Raw genomic sequence first — 18,993 nt, forward strand, 5'->3', positions numbered from 1 at the left:
GGACAAATTATTAAGTAAAGAAAAAATGATTGCGGAATCAATGGAGGAGCTAAAACTTTGGACCAAAATGCTTCTGGGGCATGTTGGCCCAGAATCGCCCGAACGGGTCGTATTTAAACGTGACTGTGGTGCCTGGCTTGGAGGCCTCGATCAGTTGATTCTCCCCGTTCCAGGCAAGCGCCCATGTTCCATCGGTGACATTGCGAACCGTCTGATTGCCGCGCTCATCGTATTGGTAGCTGCCGTCACGACCGGCGCTCATGCGGTTGGCCGCATCGTGAGAATAGCTCTCGGAACCGGCAGGCCCTGCGGTGCGATTGCCCACCGGATCGAAGGAGTAGGCCTCGGCGCCGGCGCTTACGAGCTGGTAGATGTCATCGTAGCCGTAGCTGGTCGGCACCCCGTCGCGGGTTTTCTGCAGGCGGTTGCCGAGCAGATCGTGGCTCGGGTAGGCGATGCTCAGAAGAGTACCGCCGCTGCCCTGGTAGTCGAGACCCGCCAGCCAGTCGCGATCGGGCGCATAGCCGTAGACTGCAACCACCCCGTTCGGGTAGGACAGGGTGCTGCGGCGAGATCGTGCGTCGTAGCCGAAGAAGAATGTGCCGGCGGCGCTGGCAATCGTTTCCAGCCGACCGGCGGTGTCGTAGCCATAGCCCAGCGTCTTCTCATCGACCGTGCCGGGCAGATACGTTATTTGCGTTTTCTGCCCGGCGCCGTTGTATTGATCGTAGGAGATCACTCGGCCGTTGGAGTCGGTGACTTTTTCAAGCCAGCCGTTGGCATAATATTCGAGCGTGTAGCCGATGGCGGGGTTGATTGCCGCCTGCAGCCGTCCGTTCGGGTCATAGCTGAAGGTGGTCGTCTCGCCGGTGACATGATCGGTCTTGCCGACAAGGCGGCCGTTATTGGCGTAGTGGTAGCTCACCAGCAGCTCATCACCGCCGTCGACCTCGCCATCGCCGTTGGTGTCACGCAGCTTCTTCTCCAATGCTCCGCCTGCGGTGTAGACGTAGAGGATCGTGTGGCCCAGCGGATCGGTTTCGCTCTTGAGGTTTCCGTTGGGATCATAGCGAAAGCTTGTCGTCTGGTTCTTGGCGTCGGTCAGGGCAATGAGCTTGTCCACCCCGTTGCCGCCGCAGGAAGGGCACCCGGCGCCGCTGTATGCAAGCGCGGTCTTTTGAGAAAGAGCATCGGTGATGTTTGTCACCTGTCCCTTGTAATTGTGATCAAAAGTGGTGGTGCGATTCTCGGCATCGGTGACCGAGACGCGATTGCCCATCAGGTCGTAGCCGTACACGGTGGTCGATGAAGGACTTGCGGCCTGGGTGGTGGAGACAACCCGCGCCAGCGCATCGTAGGAGAGGGTGGTCGTTTGCGCCGACTGATCGGTGCCGACGCTTCGGATCGTTTGCGGCAGGCCCAGCTCGGTGTAATTTGAAAGCTCGGTCACAACCCCTTCGGGGGAGGTCACCGACGCCAGAGTGCCGTCCGGATGATACGCATAGGAGGTGGTGCGCCCCTCGCCGTCGACCAGCTGGGCCACAGCCCCCTTGGCATTGAGGTGCGTCACGCTCTGGTTGCCCGCCGGGTCGGTGACCGTGACGACTTCCGAGCCGTCCGGATCGGTGGCGTAGGCAAAAGTGGTCACGGTATCCGGGTCATCCATCAGGTTTGTGATGCTGGTCACCCGGTCGAAATTTTGGGTGTCGTAGGTGTACTGCAGATGCGAATCCGCCGGGTCGTTGGTGCCGTCGGTGTGCCGGGCGTGGCCGGTGATCTCCAGCGGGTTGCCGTAAGCGTCATAGGAGGCATAAGTGGTCACATAGTCGGTATCGGCATCGACTGGGGCGATCTTCTCGTAGAGCAGGCCTTCGGCGTTATAGACATAGCGAATCGCGTTTCCGTCAGGGTCCTGCTTGGCCAGAAGCACTCCTTCAGCTTCATCATAGGAGTAGACCCACTGGCCGCCGTCCTTCTCGATAAAGGTAGTCTGGCCAGGGGAGGGATAGTCGTAATAGAGGGCTTTGGAGTGCCCCTCGGGGCTTTCGTTGCCGGCGGTGTCGAACACGCCTTCGGGATCGATGGAGGAGGCGACACGGTGCTGGTCGTCGTAGGTGTATTTGACGATCTGGCCTTCGGGGTCGATCTTGTACTGCATGAAGCCTGCCGCATCATAGAGATATTCCCATGTGCCATTGACGGAACCGGCGTCGGCCGCCGGATAATGCACTTTCCAGAGCATGCCTGAGTCAGCGTGATATTCGAAGGTGTAGACGTTTTGCGCCGGGTCGGTGATAGAGGTAATGCGCTCGTTGGAGTCATAAGAGATAACCGTCGTTCTTCCCGCCGGATCGATAATGGTGGTCTGGTCGGCGCTGTGGGACAAGGAAAGCGTGTTTCCGAAGCGATCTGTCATGGCACTCAAGCGCCCGTTTGTGTCGAACTCGTATGTTTGCCCGTCGCGAAAGTCCAACTGGTAGGAACCATCGCCGTTTTTCACCAGGCTCGAAAAATCGCCTTTGCGCGTGGTGTAGCCGGAAGCTCCATCCGAATAGTAAAAACGCTTTTGCGCCGCATCGGTCAGGACCATTGAGCCGTCGCTGTTGGCGTGCAGACGAATTGCGTAGCTATGGCCCCACCCGGGGCCAAGAGATCCGTCAAGTCGGTCAAGGCTGTTGTAGTAGAGCGAAAGGCTTGTTGCAAGAGGCCCGCCCTTGGCGGAGAAAAGCATCTGGTCGTGGGCGATGTTGCCGGTCATTACATTGAAGGTGGACTCACCCAGAGCCGCCAGTTTGCAGGTGTCGCGAGGCCAATCCTGGGGGCGAATTTCATCTACCCATATTTCTTCCTGATCGCTGTTTTCGGCACCGCCTCCAGTGGCGGTAAGCTTCACACTGTAGGGGCCACCCTGGTCAATTTCAAGTTGCGGATAATCAAAAAGACATTCCTGGTCGTAGCAAGATATCGATGAAAAAGTATATCCGTTGATTGAGGCGTCAATCCTGCCTTTATATGTATCTGAGGTGGGAGCAAAATTTACGACACCTTTGATACTTAACGGAGAGTTCGCATTTTTTACGGGCGTAATAAGATCGACATCAGGGGTTCGATCAACGACGAGGGAAGTTTCATCACTGCTTGAGGTTCCCCCCGCTTCGGCGATTAGGTGCAAGAGGTAGCTTCCGTGTTGCAATTCATACAGCTCACCGGATTGCTCCAGATAACTATATGTGCAACTTAGGTCGTAGCAATATTTTGTTGATACCAGAGAGTCGTTAATATACGCCTTGATGGTCCCCTTTACCGTGTCTATGGTAGGCTTAAATGTCGCCTCGCCCGTAATATCGAAAGGTCCTTCTGCGACAGAAGGGGTGGTAAAGCTGACTTGCGGTGTTTTGTCGACAACAACATATTTCTGTCTTTCCGAAATTGCTTCGCCGCTTTCTGCTTTTACGACAATTGTGTGAGTTCCATGATCTGGATCGTACAGAGAAGATGTCAGCTGTTCGTAGTCGTAACTGCATTGCTCGTCATAGCAGCTTTTGTAGGAAATTTGAGACCCATCGACGTAAACTCTTATTCTTCCCTTAATACTGTAGAGAGATGGGGTAAATGTAACGTTTGTTGTGATATTGAATGGTTCAGATGTCGCTTCAGGAACAGAGATTTCATCGATAACCGGAGTGTTGTCGAAAAAGGTCTGATGTTCAAAAGATTTTGTTTCAACGCAATCTTCGACCTGCGCCCGAAAGGTCTTTGTCCCGTGAAGAAGCGTTCTGTTGAATGTCCAGGTGTAGGAATAAGTGGAGTTCGACGTGGTTTTTCGACTCACTCTTGATCCGTCGAGATAAAGGGTGAGAAATCCTCCGGATTCGCTGGTGCAATTTTCGCCATTTTCGTCACACTGTTCGCATGTCGAGAAAGTCGCATCCACAGAGACAAAAACACGGCCGTCTCCATTGTCTTGATGCGAAATCTCAGCGTAGGCCCCCAGGCAGGGAGTTGTTGAGAGGACGAGCAAAAATAAACCTAAAAACAATCTGAGCATTTTCCCTATCCTTTCTTGATGTCTTTTATTTCCAGTTGAGCAGAGCGCTCTCCTCTCCACTCGTTGATTCCCAGGCTAAACAAAATATCAAACGAACCCTGCTGTATTTCTTGGGCTCTTTGCGCCATACCGAAGGCGATGCAACGCACTCGGCTGCCATTTTGCTGTGCGATGAACGATAAATGTTTTTCTCCCACCACCCGCACGTTGTCTGCCGTAACCTGCTTACAGATAAAGCAGGGGGTTGGATTTTCCATGCCATGAGGCTGCAGAAGTTCCAGACCTGCAGCACGCTCAACGGTACACATCTCAAGTGGAAGATGATCGTCGTAAAAAGCCCGTGGGATCATGTCTTCTTCGGAGAGAGAAGACAGGGCCAGATCATCAAAGGCATGGGCGAAGGCGGCAATATTCTTTCGCTGGATTTTAAGCCCTGCTGCAGCTTTATGCCCCCCGAATCCGTCCAGAAATTCTGAGCACTGCTTCAGGGAATCATAAAGGTGAAAGTTGGTAATTGATCTCCCAGAGCCTTTTCCTTGGTCCTGATCAAGAGCGATTAGGATGGAGGGGCGATGGTACTTCTCTATAAGCCGAGAGCAGCAAATACCAATTACACCAGGATGGAAAGTGGGGTCGGCCAGCACAATTGTTCTCTGTCCCGTCTCCCCTTGATCAATGCGCCGAATTGCTTTTTCAAGAGTCAGATCCTCAATTCTTTGACGCTCTCGATTTAAGGCATCGAGTTGCCTGGCGATGCTTTGTGCCTGCTGTTCGTCCTGCGTCAGCAAAAGCTCTACTCCCAAAGAAGCCGATTCCAGCCGGCCGCTTGCATTTAGCCGCGGAGCAATATTGAAGGCAATGCTGCCGCAGGATATCTTTTTCACCCCTGCGGCCTGGCACAGTGCGGAGAAGCCGATAGGGGGATTTGTCTGCAAAACTCCAAGTCCCGCTTCGACAAGGACGCGGTTGATCCCTTTCAGGGGAACCAAGTCCGCAATTGTGCCTATGGCGAGAAAGGGAAGCAGGGGCTTGAGAGGAGGCTCCGCCTGGCCTTCAAACCAGCCGCGCTGACGAAGCTCTCTGCGAATGGCGCCGGCGAGAAAAAAGGCAACTCCAACGCCTGCCAGATCTTTAAAAGGGAAAGGGCAGTCGTGTTGGTGAGGGTTGATGATGGAATAGGCCTTGGGAAGGGTGTCCGGAGGACGATGATGATCAGTCACCAGGAGTGTGACCCCGAGAGAGTGCGCGATTTCGGCTTCTTTGTGAGCAGTGATGCCACAATCGGTTGAAATGATAAGCCGTGTACCCTCAGCGGCGCATTGACGGATAGCTTCTTCTGAAAGACCGTATCCTTCTTCACGCGAAGGGATAGAGTAGGAGGCATTGGCCCCCAGCATCTTGAAAAAGGTCATCAGGCAGGCGGCACTGGTAATTCCGTCGCAATCGAAGTCGGAATGTATGCTGATTTTTTCCTTGTTTATAACCGCATCTGCAATCCGCGCAGCAGCCTTTTTCATCCCTTTCATTTCATCAGGACATGGCAGAGAGGACAGATTTCCGTGCAGAAAATTCTGTGCCTGTTCAGCAGAAGAGATGCCGCGCAAATAAAGCAGGCGTGCGATCAAAGGGTCAAGATAAGGGTTGCCCGACATTATGGCGTCGATTACAGCCTGCGCTTGCTCAACGTCCTCTTTCTCTAACTTTTCTTCTCTTGAGACCCATTTTTTCTCTAAATCTCCAGCCATAAAGCCTAAAACCTTTCCTTGTTTTTATTTTTTCTTTTCTTTTTATATCGATTGGGGTAGCGAAAAGCCCTGATTGTCAGGACTTTTCTTTGGCTTTCAAATTTGCCCTGTATTGGACGTTCGATGGGTCCCGAAGGGTAAGGGCAGGGTGTTTTTACTCATATACTTCCTTTCGGTGGACACTAAAATCCAGTGTATGCCTCGACGGCACTAAAGTCGGCGGCTTTATCGCCGGGCGCAGAAGACTCTTCGTTTTCGCTGTCGGAATTAGACTCAGAATTATCGATTTCGGTTTTTTGCTCGTCAGCATCATTGATATCAGAGCTGTTTTGCTCCTGTTCGGGCTCTTTATCTTTTTCCGGCGCGTTAAGATCGATCACGAAGAGATCTTCTTCGGTATTGTGGTGCAGAGCATATCTGCGGGTCTGCTGGTAATCGATTCCGTAGTAGTCGAGAAATTTTTTAACCCCCAGGCCAAAACCACCTTTATCTCTCCAACTCAGAGCTACCGTATGAGGTTCGTCCAAGGTGTCGTGAAACTTCAAGCCAATCAGTCTGCGTTCGGGATCAAAGAACAAAGAGGCTGTTTTGGCCTTGTCCAGGCCGTAAAGATTCACGGCTCCCGGACTGACATTGATTTGCCCTTGCTTCCAGATTGTCACCCGGTTATTGATCGTTTGACCGACTTTTTCCCATCTTTCAAAAGCCATTTCTCTCTCCCTTTCTTTACGTTTGCAAAGCAAATTATTGGCAATAATATTACTTAAATTACAAATAGTCAAGACAATTTCTTTTGCATATATGCCCCATATCCTTTCTGTGGAAGAAATTCTCCTTGTTTTCGGGCAATTTTTTACTTATTATAATCGTTGTTATAAAAAGCTAGGAGAAAGACAGGATTTGGGGCTATTGTTTTGAGGTTTGATTCTAGGGATGTTTTAATGACACTTCCTTTCCGTTTCTAGGCAGATTTAAAAATATAACGCAGAGGATTTGGTTGAATATTTCCTCGAAAATAAAGGAGTGACGATGAACCGGAAGGACGAAGAAAAAGAAACGCCTTTTGAAGTTGTTTTGAAAGATGTTTCGGAGACAATAGAATCGCCAAAATTAAACCCTGCACTGCTTTACCTCAATTCTTTGGACAGTTCTCACAGCCGCTGCAACATGAGGTCACGACTGCTGCAGATTGCCCGTATTCTTACGGACAATCCGGAGGCCGAATCTCTTGACCTTCCCTGGCACATGTTACGTCACCAGCATATCGAAGCCATCAAAAGAAAGCTGGTCGATCAGGGCAAATCGCCGGCCACAGTAAAGTTGACTCTTGCCGCTCTTCGCGGAGTGCTTAAGGCTGCATTTAATAATGGAGATTACAGCAGCGAGGAGTTGCTGCGAGCCAACAACGTCAAATCGGGCCGAGGTTCCCGTCTGCCGCGTGGCCGTGCCCTGTCTGCGCAGGAAATCGCGGCGCTGTTTGCTGCATGTCGCGACGGAACGCCTGCCGGAGTCCGGGACCTGGCTCTTTTTTCTCTAATGTATGGTGCGGGATTAAGGCGAGAGGAAGTTGTCAAGCTTCAGGGGGAAAACTTTAATTTCAACCAGAGGACTTTGCGAATCATTGGCAAGGGCGACAAGGAGCGTGAAGTTCCCCTGCCGGAAGCGGCAGTCGATCATGTTTCAAACTGGCTTAAGGTCCGCGGCAATGATGAGGGAGCGATATTTTGCCGCATCCTTCGCAGCGGCGTTGTTCGCCGGGACATGGGGCTAACTGCTCAAGGCGTCTATCATATCCTTGAAAAACGCTATCTACTTGCAGGTATCGAAAAGTGCAGTCCTCATGATCTAAGGCGCACCTATGCAACAACGTTGATCGATAAGAAAGGCGACATCAACCTGGTGAGAAAGCTTCTCGGGCACAGCAATATAGAAACTACGTCCAAGTACGACAAGAGGGATGAAAAAGAAATGAGGCGTGCAGTGGAAGATTTGTGGATGCCAGTTTGATGTGCTTCCCTCGGGAATCCAGGGAGTTTGCGCAAGTATTTTCTAGAGGGCTACAGACAAAGAAACGGCCTCCTCAAATTGGGGCCGTTTCTTTGTCTGTAATTCTGCTGTCTGATTGTTATTTTTTTCGGGCAGCCCGTGCTTTCGCCAGATTCTCGCCAAGACCCCTTTCCTTTGCCATTTCACGGCGCTTTTCAGAATAATTTTTTGCCGCCAGAGGTTGAGAGCGAGGAATATCGAAACGCTTACGATACTCTGTTGGCTTCATATCATGGGATGTTTTGAGATGACGAGAAAGAGTGGTCATTTCCTTGCCGCAAATCATACAGGTGACCTTATCCTTGCCGAATGCTTTCTTTCGAGATACAACAGGTTCGTTGCTTTGTTCTTTCACCTCTCCTTCCTTCGGTAGTTCTTCGCCCTTTTCAATTGCGGAGAGTGCATCATGAATCTCACGTATTTCTGCGACAAGATCCTCTTTGCTCATCTGCGTGGTTGAAGCATGTGCTGCCACAATCTCGGCCGCCATTTCTAACAAAGTTGCCATTTTTTGTTTCCTCCGAAGAATGTTTTTCGCCCATTTAAGATATTTCGAGAGAAAACTGTATCATGGATTTTATTTTGTTGTAAATTTTATCCTGTCGTTTTCTTTTGAACATTTTAGAAATTTTCGACAATTCCCCTCTTTGAAAATCACCCATCAGACAAGCCAGAGAAAAGCAAACACCAAATAGGGGCCTAAAATGGGTCTTTTTCGAGAGTAGCTTTGACCTTGAGTCGCCCTAAACTTTTCACACTGACGAAATCCCTTCCCGAACGATAAGAAAGCGAGAGGTATTGGAAGATGAGCAAGGCCACAAAAAGCCTGACCCGAAAGCTTGGTGTCCACCTGTTTTTGGTTGCCATGCTTGTGTCTATGTGTGAATACATTTCAGGCTGGATTGCCCACACATTTTCAGCCCCTTATGCAGACTTTGTGCATATAGGGTTGCTTCTTGCCTTCCTGGGGCCAGTTTTTCACTTCATTCTTTTCAGGCCGGTCATTCGAGTTTCAAAAGAGAGAGACCAAGCAGAAGAACAGTTTCGTAAGAGCAAGGAGGACGAGAGGGCTCTGATCGAAGCGATTGAAGAAGGCATCATTCGCATGGACCGCAGAGGGCGCTGCGTTTTTGCCAACAATGCGGCAATCAAAATGCTGGGCTATGAAAAAGAAGAGGACCTTTTAGGGAAAGATATTCACGACACGATTCATCATTCATCAAAGGATGGAGAAAAAATATCCAAAGAAGACTGTTCTGCGCATCAGGTCTTTGTAGGCGGCGGACAGTTTAAAGAAGAAGAGATTCTCTGGCGCAAGGACGGATCGAGCTTCCCCGCGGAGTTTCGCTCCTACCCAATCTTTTCTGAAGAGAGGGTTGCCGGAGCGATGATTGTATTCAATGACGTTTCCGAGAAACAGGCCCGGGAAGAAAAAATCCGCCGACTTGCCTTCTTTGATGTTCTGACCGGGTTGCCGAACAGGGAGACTTTACAGGACCGCATGAAGCAGGCCCTGATGATGGCTGAGCGTAACAAGCAGCATGTGGCAGTCATGTTTTTAGATCTCGACCGCTTTAAACGCATCAACGACTCTTTAGGGCATGACTTTGGTGACGAACTGCTAAAGAGTGTCGCCCGAACGCTTAAAAACACGGTGAGAAAAAGCGATACGGTTGCCCGGCTTGGAGGCGATGAGTTTGTGGTTCTTCTCCCCTTTCTCGACGGGCCGGGCGGTGCAACGGTTGTAGCGCGTAAAATTCTCGACCGTTTCAACGAACCATTCGTCATAAATGGCAAGGAGATTCATACCGCAACCAGTATTGGGATTGCCATGTACCCGGAGAATGGCAGCGACGGAGCCGCTTTGCTCAAAAGTGCCGACGCCGCCATGTACCACGCCAAAAACAATGGCCGCAGACATTACAAGTTTTTCTCCAAGGATATCAGCGATCAGATTGAAAAACGGGTAGCCATGGAGGAGGATCTACGGCAAGCCGTTGAATATGACCAGCTTCAGCTTCATTACCAGCCTCAGTTTGACACGAAAAAAGGATGTATTTGCGGGGTTGAGGCCCTTTTGCGGTGGGAACATCCTCAAAAAGGCTTTATCCCTCCCAATGAGTTTATCCCGATTGCAGAGGAGTCTGGCCTGATTCTCGACATCGGAAGCCAGGTCCTTGCCAAAGCCTGTACGCAGCTTTTTTATTGGAACAGCGGGCCTCTGCCCGACATAAAGATGGCGATTAATATCAGCAGCGCTTTTTTTTCTCACCCAGATTTCATCAAGATGCTTGAGATGGCGATTAAGGCTACCAATATTCCCCGTGGATACCTTGACCTGGAAATCAACGAGAAAACGGTTATGGATATCGCCTCTACCGATATTTTGCAAAAGTTAATCGACCTCGATGTTCATCTGTCAATTGATGATTTCGGAACGGGTTATTCCTCCTTGACATATCTGAAAGACTTCCCGATCAGCAAAATCAAAATAGACAAAAGCTTCGTGCATGGAATTACCGGAAGTGACAACGGCGCCATAATTGTCCAGACCATTATTGCCATGAGTCATGCTCTGGGGCTTCGTACTATCGCGGAAGGTGTTGAAGACATGAGCCAGGTTAATTTCTTGTGCAAGCATAAATGTAATGAACTCCAAGGCTATCTTTTTGCCCGGCCCATGCCCGCAGAGGAAGCTGAAGACTTCATGATTAACTGGAGAAAACCTGACATCTCACCCTGCGCTAACGCAAATTAAACCAGCATCACAAACCTGATGGATGCTCCGGACACCACAACCACCCTTGCCTACGGCACCGATCAGGCGGCGCAAACGACCACCCTTTCCTACGATGCGCTGGCGCGGGTTGTCTCCACCACCCAAACCGGGAGTCCTTCATCGACCACCGTGTACGGCTACGACCTGATGGGCAATCGCGTCTCGGTCACCGATGCCGAGAATCGCACCACCACCTTCGATCACAATTACAAGGGGCAGGTGACAACCATCACCGATGCTCTTTCTCAAAAGACCGCGCTTGCATACAGCGGCGCCGGGTGTCCTTCCTGCGGCGGCAACGGGGTGGACAAGCTCATTTCCCTGACTGACGCCAAAAACCAGACAACCAGCTTTCGCTATGATCCCAACGGAAACCTCAAAAGCGAAACCGACCCGCTGGGCCACACGATCCTCTACGTCTACACCGCAGGCGGGATGCTGGAGAAGAAGCTTCGTGACACCAACGGCGATAAAGAGGTCGACGGCGGTGATGAGCTGCTGGTGAGCTACCACTACGCCGACAACGGCCAGCTTATCGGCAAGACCGATCATATCACCGGAGAGACGACCACCTTCAGCTATGACCCGAACGGGCGGCTGCAGACGGCAATCAACCCCGCGATTGGCTACACGCTCGAATATTATGCCAACGGCTGGCTGAAAAAGGTCACCGACTCCAACGGCCGGGTGATCTCCTACGATCAATACACCGGCGCCGGGCAGAAAACGCAAGTCACGTATCTGCCCGGCACGGTCGATGAGAAGACGCTGGGCTATGGCTACGACACCGCCGGTCGGCTGGAAACGATTGCCAGCGCCGCCGGCACATTCTCCTTCGGCTACGACGCACGCAGCCGCCGCAGCACCCTGTCCTACCCGAACGGGGTGGTTGCAGTCTACGGCTATGCGCCCGATCGCGACTGGCTGGCGGGTCTCGACTACCAGGGCAGCGGCGGCACTCTTCTGAGCATCGCCTACCCGAGCCATGATCTTGTCGGCAACCGCCTGCAGAAAACCCGCGACGGGGTTCCGACCAGCTACGGCTACGATGACATCTACCAGCTTGTAAGCGCCGGAGCCGAGGACTGCAGATAGTCGACAAAAAAGGGCCGCACCATTGACATTGACAAGGTGCGGCCCTTCTCTTTTTTCGGAGTATGCACTTGCCTCCTCAAGAGCGGCCATATACGCAGCTCTCGCCTGGACGGGGACGACGATCCAAGGATAGCCGCCGACGGCGCACATCAGGTTCATCAGAAAACGCCCGATTCGGCCGTTGCCATCTATCTATGGATGGCAACGAAGGCGAAATGGCCGAGCACTACCCGGATGGCTGTCAAGCCCAGCTGCTGTAGCTGGTGCCGAATTTCCAGAGATGAGGCAAGCTTTTCGGGAGGGGTCGGCATTGCGTGGGATCCCTTTGGTTATTAGCTTTTTAAGTCATGCAAATATTAGCTTTTTCGGTTTCCCTCTAGGACCCAAAAAGATGCGTGTCCCATAGCGCCCCTTGAGTTTGGTGGAGTTAAGATTCCCCGAAGAAAAATACAAAAAGGATTGAAAATAAATAAAAAATAAAGTATATTGTGCCTTAGAGGAAAGAGGATGGAATTAACCGAAGAGCAAAAAACTGTAGTCAATCATCAGGGCGATGCCTGTGTTAATGCTGTGGCCGGATCAGGGAAAACATCTACCCTGATCAGCTATGCTCAGGCCAGGCCTCAAGGGCGAATTCTTTATCTGGCGTTCAATCGCAGCGTAAAAGATGAAGCTGTTCGTAAATTTAGGGCGGCAGGGTGTCGCAACGTGACGGTGGAAACAGCTCACTCTCTGGCCTTCCGGATGCTCGATGTTCGCAACCAGTTCCAACTGCTGCAAGGTGGGAGTTTGCGCATTCCGGAAATTCTGGAAATGTGTGATATCTTCCCCAGCCCTAAAGAACCAACCGCCCACCTTGTCCTTGCCAGGCACGTCCAACGCCTGATCTCCATGTTCTGCAACAGCGAGAAGCGCTCGTTTAGCGAAATTGACTATCTCTCAACAGTTAAAGATGGCAAGGCTAAAGAATTTGTCACTCGCCATGCTCCCTTGATTTATGATTTAGCTCGCGACCTTCTGGGGCGCATGTATAAAAAAGAAATCCCGGTCAGCCATGACGCTTATCTGAAGTTCTGGCAGCTTCAGGGCCCGCAGATGCAGAACTTCTCCCATCTATGTTTTGACGAAGGACAGGACGCAAGCCCCGTTATGCTTGATGTCTTTTTGCGACAACGGGGCGAAAAAATCATTGTGGGCGATCAGTATCAATCAATTTACGGCTTTCGTTTTGCGGTAAACAGTCTGGAAAAAGTAGATTTCCCCAGATATCAACTCAGCCGAAGCTTTCGGTTCGGCCAGGATTTAGCCGATACAGCCATGAGAGTTTTAGAAATCAGAAAACTCCTCGGGCTCTACAAAAATCCTCTTTTTATCACCGGAGCGGCCGAAGAAGGTCGTAAAATTCAAAGCAAGGCTATTGTTGCAAGGACCAACCTCAAGCTTCTCAAAGAAGCGATCGACGCAATGTCTGAAGGCTGCGATAAAATGTATTTTGAAGGGGATATTAACTCCTACACCTACCTCAACGAAGGAGCCTCCCTTTTTGATGTCCTCTATCTCAACATGGGACGAAAAGAAAAAATCAAAAGCAGCTTCATCAAGGGATTTGCCGACTACCAACAACTTCTTGAATATATTGCTGCAACGGAAGATTCGGAACTTAATCTGGTTTGCGAAATTGTCTCGGAGTATGGACGAGAGCTGTTCTCTTACATCAGAGAGCTTAAAGAAAAACAGGTCCAAAGAGATAAGGCCGAAATGGTTTTTTCTACCGTCCACAAGGTTAAGGGTATGGAATTTGACCAGGTGAAAGTCTGCGATGATTTTATTACAGAAAGGAAGCTGTGGTCAGAAATAGATAAGGCAAAAAAAGACCCAAAGAAGAAAATAGACCGTCAAGCCTTGGCTGAAGAAATCAATATGCTCTATGTCGCCGCAACACGTTCTCGCTGTGACCTTGACCTTCCGAACAATCTTTTCCTGGAAGCTTGAACAAGACCGAGCGCATTCCCCCTGCTAGGCGCGCAGCGCCAGGAGGCGGGTCAAGCGAGGGGGTTTTGATTTTCGCGGTTTTTCCTTCGTGCCTTGGGATTCGATATAACGCTGGATCGTCTCCAGCGACACTTCCCCGACGCTCCCGACAAAATAGGCCCGATGCCAGAAAACCGGCTTCCAATAAAATTGAGCGACATGCTCCGCGAAGCGGTTCCGGGTCCGTCGCGCCGAAGCGGTTTTGAGATTGTTGACCAAAACCGAAATATCCAGCGCCGGATGGATGGATACCAGCAGATGGGCATGGTCGGCCTCGCCGCCGAACTCGATCAACTCGCATCGCCAGTCGTCCAGAATTTCCGAGAACGCCGTTTTCAGATAGTCGAGAAGCGGCGGGGAGAGTACCCGCCGCCGATATTTGGTGACGAAAACAATATGCAGCCTAATCGAATAGACGGCATGACTTAGCGATTTTGTTGTTTGATTTCCCATGCGGCTTAATGTATCATAATCGTATGCAAACCGGCAATAAATTCCGCATCTACCCGACGCCCGAACAGCAGCAGGTCCTTTTGCGCTGGATCGGCTGCCAACGGTTCATTTACAACGCCAAGGTCGGCGAGGACCGTTATTTTCGCCGGTTCTCCCGCAAGTCCCCGGCGTTGTGCGGAGTGCCGATTCCTCGGGATCAGCAGTATGCCCATTTCATCACCGAACAGACCGCGTTTCTGCGGGAAGTCCCTGCCGTCGTGTTGCGAAACGGAGCCTACCGCTGGCGGCAGGCGTACCAGCGGTTCTTCTCCGGGGCCTGCCAGGGCCGCCCGAAGATCAAATCCCGCAAGGGCCGGCAATCGGTCCTGCTCACCCGCGAGCTGTTCGAGCTGGCCCCTCACGAAGACGGCATCCGTTTGGCGGTCGGAACCAAAAAGTTCCCTCTGGGCGAGATCCCGGTAAGAGCGCACCGCCCGGTCGAGAAGACGCCCGCGTCGATTATTCTCAGCGTCGAATCGGGACAATGGCATCTGTCCTTTGCCGTCGAGGACGGAGCGCCGGAACAGACCGAAGCCCAGATCGCCGCCGAACTGCAACGGATGGGCGAAGAGACTCTGCTTCAGGCGGCCCGGGGCATCGACCGGGGCGTGGCAATTCCGGCGGCGGCCTGCGACGGCAGCCGGTTCGATTTCTCTCCTATTCAGAAAAGCGGTTGGCCGGAGCCGAACGCCACCGCAAACGCTGGCAGAAGATCGCCGCCCGGCGGGAAAAAGGCTCGCGCCGGAGAACCAAGGCCCATCAGCGGGCAGCCCGGTATGCCCTCTACGAAGCCCGGGTCCGTTCCGACATGGCTCACAAAGCCAGCCGAGCCCTGGTGGACGATCTTCAGGCCCGGCTGTTCGTCTTCGAGGATCTGCGGACAAAAAACATGACCCGTTCGGCCAAGGGAACCGTCGACAAGCCGGGGCGCAACGTCCGCCAGAAAGCCGGACTCAACCGGGCGATTCTGCATAGCGCCTGGGGCCGGATTCATCAGTTCACCCGTTACAAGGCCCGGCGCATGGGCAAGCTCGCCATCGTCGTGCCGCCTCACCACAGTTCGCAGGAATGCCGACTCTGCGGCTTCACCGCCCCGGGCAATCGGCTCACCCAAGCCGAATTCGCCTGCCAACGCTGCGGACATGCCGAGAACGCCGATTTAAACGCCGCCGGAGTCGTCAAGCTCCGGGGTGTGCGTCTGCTTCTCGCGGGTGAGATCGAGTTCAAAACGCCGCGCCGCAGCGGCATACGGAAACAACTAGGGCCGGAACGGTCCGAAGTTACGCCCGGGGAGAAGGTGTTAGTCGTTCGGGAGCCAACGCCCCGAACGCCGTCTTCGCTGAACCGGGAAACCCCCACTACAACACCGATAGGTGTTTAGTGGCGGGAGAGTTCATGGGCCGAAAAGCCAGTTTAGGCTCCCCCGAAAAATCCTTGATTGACATCCTCCCGGCCGTGAACTGACCGGGTTTTACGGTGCGCCAGGTAATGAAAAATGCAAATTCTGTTCGTTGAGCTTACAGGAAGAAGAAAAGCACTCCAGCGAAAATGTTCATCTTCACTGTCAACAAATCCAAAGGAAGGCAACGAAAGCCTACAGCCCTTGGTGCTATCGCAGACACCATGAAAGATATTAGCCGGAAAGCACATCAAGAACCATCCGAGCTTGATCTTTAGCTTGATCCAGGGCGTTGAGACATTTGTCGTGCTGTCTGTGATAGCTTTGCTCAAATTCATAGAAAAAGAACTGGTGAGTTCCGAATTCTTTTTGTAGTTGTTTCCACAAATCTTTATTCGGAAATTCCTTTTCCGGCAATGATTTGCCTTTATAGAAGCTCTGAAGCCTAAGCGCCCGATCAATAATCGGCAGATAATTACAGAACGCCTGCACGCAGCAAGGTTTCTTAAGCTTCCCCGCGCCGGTCAAAATCCCCAAAAGAGATGCCCCCTCCCAATCGAGGCGATGCAGCACTCCCCCAAAAAAACTCTCATGCCCGCAGAAATAGAGCATGCCTCCAAAATTGAGATCAACACTGTTCTGGCCCGGGGCAACAAGAAGATAGAGATCGACCAAGGGCAGGTTTTCTTGCACAGGCATCACTGGGTCAGACTCCTGAAACAATGCCAGCCTCTTCAAGAAACATACTGGGCTGAACGTCAGTGATCGAATGGCTGATTATGAGCCGTCGCTGTGCTCTTGTTATTCCGACATAAAACAAACGCCTCTCCTCTTCATTATCGGAATTTTTAAGGGGCAGCACTCCATCCTCTACGGCAAGAATCCAGACATTGGGAAATTCAAGCCCCTTGGAAGCATGCAAGGTCATGAGTTTGACCGCCTTGCTGTCCTGGGTGTCTTTACTTCTCTGCGTCAGAAAATGAATGCGTTGGTCGATACTGCCGGAGAGTTTGTTGAAAATATCTTCACACCATCCAAAAATAGACTTCTTATCGCCCCCCACTTGTTTGCCTTGATGAGATTCACACCAACGGGCAACGCCTGAGACAACCAGGCGGATGCGACTACTGGCAACAGCCTGACGCCACTCTTTGTTGCGGGCGATAAAGCCGGATAATACTTTTTTGGTTGGTCTATCTTCGACCGAAAGAGACTTGCGGATCTCAGTCAGCACCTTGATTAAGGAAGCATTGTCTTTGGGGTGCCTGTCATGGATCATGTTGATGATGCGGGAAGAAACCCCCGCCCACTGCAAGGCCTGAATTGCGCCAATGGCGTCATTTCGACTCAGTGATCGAAGAAGGCCCAGAAAGACAGAAGGCTCAGGCTCCTCCCAGAAACTTTTTCCCCCAACCCTCACGCAGGGAATCTTTGCCGCTCTAAGCGCACACTCGACCCATCCAAGCAGTCGATTGGTGCGAGCAAGAACAGCCCATCCCGCATCAGGGTTTTGCCGGATAACCCGCAAAACATTATGGGCCTCGTCTTTGCGGTCAGTGACCTTTATGACCTCAATCGTGCCGGGTTCGCTGACATGGGGATGGATGGATTTAATGACCCGGGTCTTGTTGTGCGTAATCAGCCGGGTGGCCGCGTTAATGATCTCAGCAGAGCTGCGATAATTGACGGACAAGACCAGATGTTCAGCTTTGTTTTTTTTGACAAAATCGGTCATCCCCCGATACCCCATTGCACTTCGCCAACCGAAAATGCTCTGGTCATCGTCCCCAACAATTGTAACACGGGTGCCGTTGGCTACATGGCACTGCATCCACTCATACTGGACTTCATCCATGTCCTGTGCTTCATCCACTAACATGAAGTCGACCGGGAGAGGAGAGATTTCACCGGACTTCATGGCAAAGACCGCACGCCTGAGCATATCTGAAAAATCCTGAGACTCTGCCCTCTCAAGTAGATCCTGATAGGCCTTAAACATTTTTCCCAAAGGTTTGTCAATCCCAGGAGGCGGGTCCATGGAAGCCTTAATAGCATCGACCTGCTCAACCACCAGGTCGAAATCGGACTGGGAAATCTCCGGGGTCATATCAAAGGCCCGCCGCAAATAGACATATCGCTCCTTGCCGGAAAGTATCCGCAGTCGTTTTTTAAACCCCCGCGACTGCCTCAACGCAAGGGAGTGAAAGGTTCCCACATAAAGTCTTTTCCCAGGAGGCTTGTCGCACTGCGCTTCGATTCTCTCCTTTAACTCGTTTGCCGCATCGCGGGTAAAGGTTACCGCGGCGAGGCTGGAGTAACTTCCGCAGAGAAGTTGAGCTGCGCGAACAGCAAGCACACGAGTCTTGCCAGAGCCGGGTACTGCTGCTACACAGCAATGGCCAGAACTGTTGACCGCCTGCTGCTGTTGATGATTAAGCTGCACTCTAAAAACCCCTGTTCAAAGAGCCTATCCCTGAAGAAACTCCAGGGATAGGCGTTGGCAGACTGCTTTTGGCAAGCAAAGCCCAGGTGAAATCCCAGGACCTTAAAAATCAGGCTGTGGCGACCTTCTTCTCTTCAACAGGACTTTCAGCGCCAGAATCAGAATCTTTCGATTTCTCACCTTCCTGAGTTGGATTAGCTGCAGGCGCTTTCTCTTTTTGCTTTTCTTTGTCTTTTGCTCGCTGATTTTGCGCCTGGTTCCTCTTGCGATACGCAGCAAAACGTGCCCGCCGAGCGATGTTGCGAATGGTGGCCGAAATCTTCAACAACCGCCGCTGCAGGTGAAAGGCGCCATTAGTATATTGTCCGTCGGTCAAAACGCCCGAGAGCCACAGCAGCGTCATAGAACGAATTACGCTGTCAACCTCGCTGATCAAAGAAAGATAGCGGCCGGCGCGAGGGTTGAAAATCTGCGCCTCGGTCGATAGGGGGTCGGTAAACTGCGGGTCGCCGACAATGCCGTTTTCATCCAGCAGCTTCTGCATCCGCTCCTTTTCCTGCTTAAGCTCCGTGGACACTTTATCGAGCATATCATCCACGACCTTCTCAACGGCCTTGGCCTCCTCCTCTGTCCCGACAATGCGCAAAACAATGCCGATTTCAGAGAACGCATCGCTTGTCACCTCAAAGCCGCGCTTGTAGACCTGCTGCGCCTGGTGACTGCCCAGGGTGATCTTGCGTGAGAAAAAAGGACGGCTCGGTAGCTCCGGCTGTCGCGCCCGAGCGTTTCTGGGCTTTTGTGCTGCTTTTTGTTTTTTTTCACTCATAAATAACCTCCGTGATTGTTTTTAAAATCTCTGCGGAAACAGGATGTCCTTATCCTAAACCCGCTCTTGCGCAAACAATCCTTTAAATA

Annotated in this window: 13 protein-coding genes and 2 pseudogenes; 6 read left to right on the top strand and 9 right to left on the bottom strand. The window is 51.8% G+C overall.

Translation table 11 applies throughout. The features are described from left to right. Positions 1-49 precede the first annotated feature (49 nt). The 3 genes from GSUB_RS16685 to GSUB_RS16695 all read right to left on the bottom strand — a co-directional run bounded on the left by GSUB_RS16685 (position 50) and on the right by GSUB_RS16695 (position 6,503). On the bottom strand, positions 50-2,893 hold the full coding sequence (locus GSUB_RS16685; RefSeq protein ID WP_158414126.1) for a DUF6531 domain-containing protein: 2,844 nt from the start codon (positions 2,891-2,893) through the stop codon (positions 50-52). Positions 2,894-4,053: 1,160 nt separating this feature from the next. Then, positions 4,054-5,793, bottom strand: coding sequence for a single-stranded-DNA-specific exonuclease RecJ (gene recJ / locus GSUB_RS16690; protein ID WP_040202770.1), 1,740 nt, complete (start codon positions 5,791-5,793; stop codon positions 4,054-4,056). Between the two features lie 182 nt (positions 5,794-5,975). Continuing rightward, complete coding sequence (locus GSUB_RS16695) at positions 5,976-6,503, bottom strand: hypothetical protein (protein ID WP_040202771.1); 528 nt, start codon at positions 6,501-6,503, stop codon at positions 5,976-5,978. 283 nt (positions 6,504-6,786) lie between these two features. Between GSUB_RS16695 and GSUB_RS16700 the strand changes: the two genes are divergently transcribed. Continuing rightward, positions 6,787-7,800, top strand: coding sequence for a tyrosine-type recombinase/integrase (locus GSUB_RS16700; protein WP_144402096.1), 1,014 nt, complete (start codon positions 6,787-6,789; stop codon positions 7,798-7,800). Between the two features lie 118 nt (positions 7,801-7,918). On the opposite strand, the gene GSUB_RS16705 is transcribed toward GSUB_RS16700, so the two are convergent. Continuing rightward, positions 7,919-8,347, bottom strand: a complete 429-nt coding sequence (locus tag GSUB_RS16705) for a Ros/MucR family transcriptional regulator (RefSeq protein WP_040202772.1) — start codon at positions 8,345-8,347, stop codon at positions 7,919-7,921. 297 nt (positions 8,348-8,644) lie between these two features. On the opposite strand from GSUB_RS16705, the gene GSUB_RS16710 reads away from it, so the two are divergent. Beyond that, positions 8,645-10,597 carry a putative bifunctional diguanylate cyclase/phosphodiesterase gene (locus GSUB_RS16710; protein WP_052465108.1) on the top strand — a complete coding sequence of 651 codons (1,953 nt, stop codon included), beginning with the start codon at positions 8,645-8,647 and terminating at the stop codon, positions 10,595-10,597. 18 nt (positions 10,598-10,615) lie between these two features. Then, positions 10,616-11,713 carry an RHS repeat domain-containing protein gene (locus GSUB_RS16715; protein WP_040202773.1) on the top strand — a complete coding sequence of 366 codons (1,098 nt, stop codon included), beginning with the start codon at positions 10,616-10,618 and terminating at the stop codon, positions 11,711-11,713. 66 nt (positions 11,714-11,779) lie between these two features. Here GSUB_RS16715 and GSUB_RS19820 read toward each other — a convergent pair. Further along, positions 11,780-11,952 (bottom strand): annotated as a pseudogene (locus tag GSUB_RS19820) (Fic family protein); the annotation flags it as partial. 268 nt (positions 11,953-12,220) lie between these two features. Between GSUB_RS19820 and GSUB_RS16720 the strand changes: the two are divergent. Next, positions 12,221-13,705, top strand: a complete 1,485-nt coding sequence (locus tag GSUB_RS16720; RefSeq protein WP_052465109.1) for a UvrD-helicase domain-containing protein — start codon at positions 12,221-12,223, stop codon at positions 13,703-13,705. A 24-nt stretch (positions 13,706-13,729) separates the two neighbouring features. Here GSUB_RS16720 and tnpA read toward each other — a convergent pair whose 3' ends face one another. Next, entirely contained in the window at positions 13,730-14,197 is a 468-nt protein-coding gene (gene tnpA, locus GSUB_RS16725; protein ID WP_040202774.1) for an IS200/IS605 family transposase, read from the bottom strand. Positions 14,198-14,220: 23 nt separating this feature from the next. Here tnpA and GSUB_RS20205 point away from each other — a divergent pair. Both GSUB_RS20205 and GSUB_RS19830 read left to right on the top strand, forming a co-directional pair. Continuing rightward, positions 14,221-14,271: pseudogene (locus tag GSUB_RS20205) on the top strand (helix-turn-helix domain-containing protein); the annotation flags it as partial. A gap of 449 nt (positions 14,272-14,720) precedes the next feature. Next, positions 14,721-15,617, top strand: a complete 897-nt coding sequence (locus GSUB_RS19830) for an RNA-guided endonuclease InsQ/TnpB family protein (RefSeq protein ID WP_144402097.1) — start codon at positions 14,721-14,723, stop codon at positions 15,615-15,617. Between the two features lie 252 nt (positions 15,618-15,869). On the opposite strand, the gene GSUB_RS16735 is transcribed toward GSUB_RS19830, so the two are convergent. The 3 genes from GSUB_RS16735 to GSUB_RS16745 all read right to left on the bottom strand — a co-directional run bounded on the left by GSUB_RS16735 (position 15,870) and on the right by GSUB_RS16745 (position 18,904). Beyond that, the gene (locus GSUB_RS16735; RefSeq protein WP_040202775.1) at positions 15,870-16,334 is read right to left on the bottom strand and encodes a hypothetical protein; all 465 of its coding nucleotides are present in this window, start codon (positions 16,332-16,334) and stop codon (positions 15,870-15,872) included. A 7-nt stretch (positions 16,335-16,341) separates the two neighbouring features. Further along, positions 16,342-18,078: an ATP-dependent helicase gene (locus GSUB_RS16740; protein ID WP_084212236.1), complete on the bottom strand. Its 1,737-nt coding sequence runs from the start codon at positions 18,076-18,078 to the stop codon at positions 16,342-16,344. A 109-nt stretch (positions 18,079-18,187) separates the two neighbouring features. Then, positions 18,188-18,904 carry an AcaB family transcriptional regulator gene (locus tag GSUB_RS16745; RefSeq protein WP_040202777.1) on the bottom strand — a complete coding sequence of 239 codons (717 nt, stop codon included), beginning with the start codon at positions 18,902-18,904 and terminating at the stop codon, positions 18,188-18,190. Positions 18,905-18,993: the final 89 nt, after the last annotated feature.

It is taken from the genome of Geoalkalibacter subterraneus, from assembly GCF_000827125.1.
GTDB classification, from domain to species: Bacteria; Desulfobacterota; Desulfuromonadia; order Desulfuromonadales; family Geoalkalibacteraceae; genus Geoalkalibacter_A; species Geoalkalibacter_A subterraneus.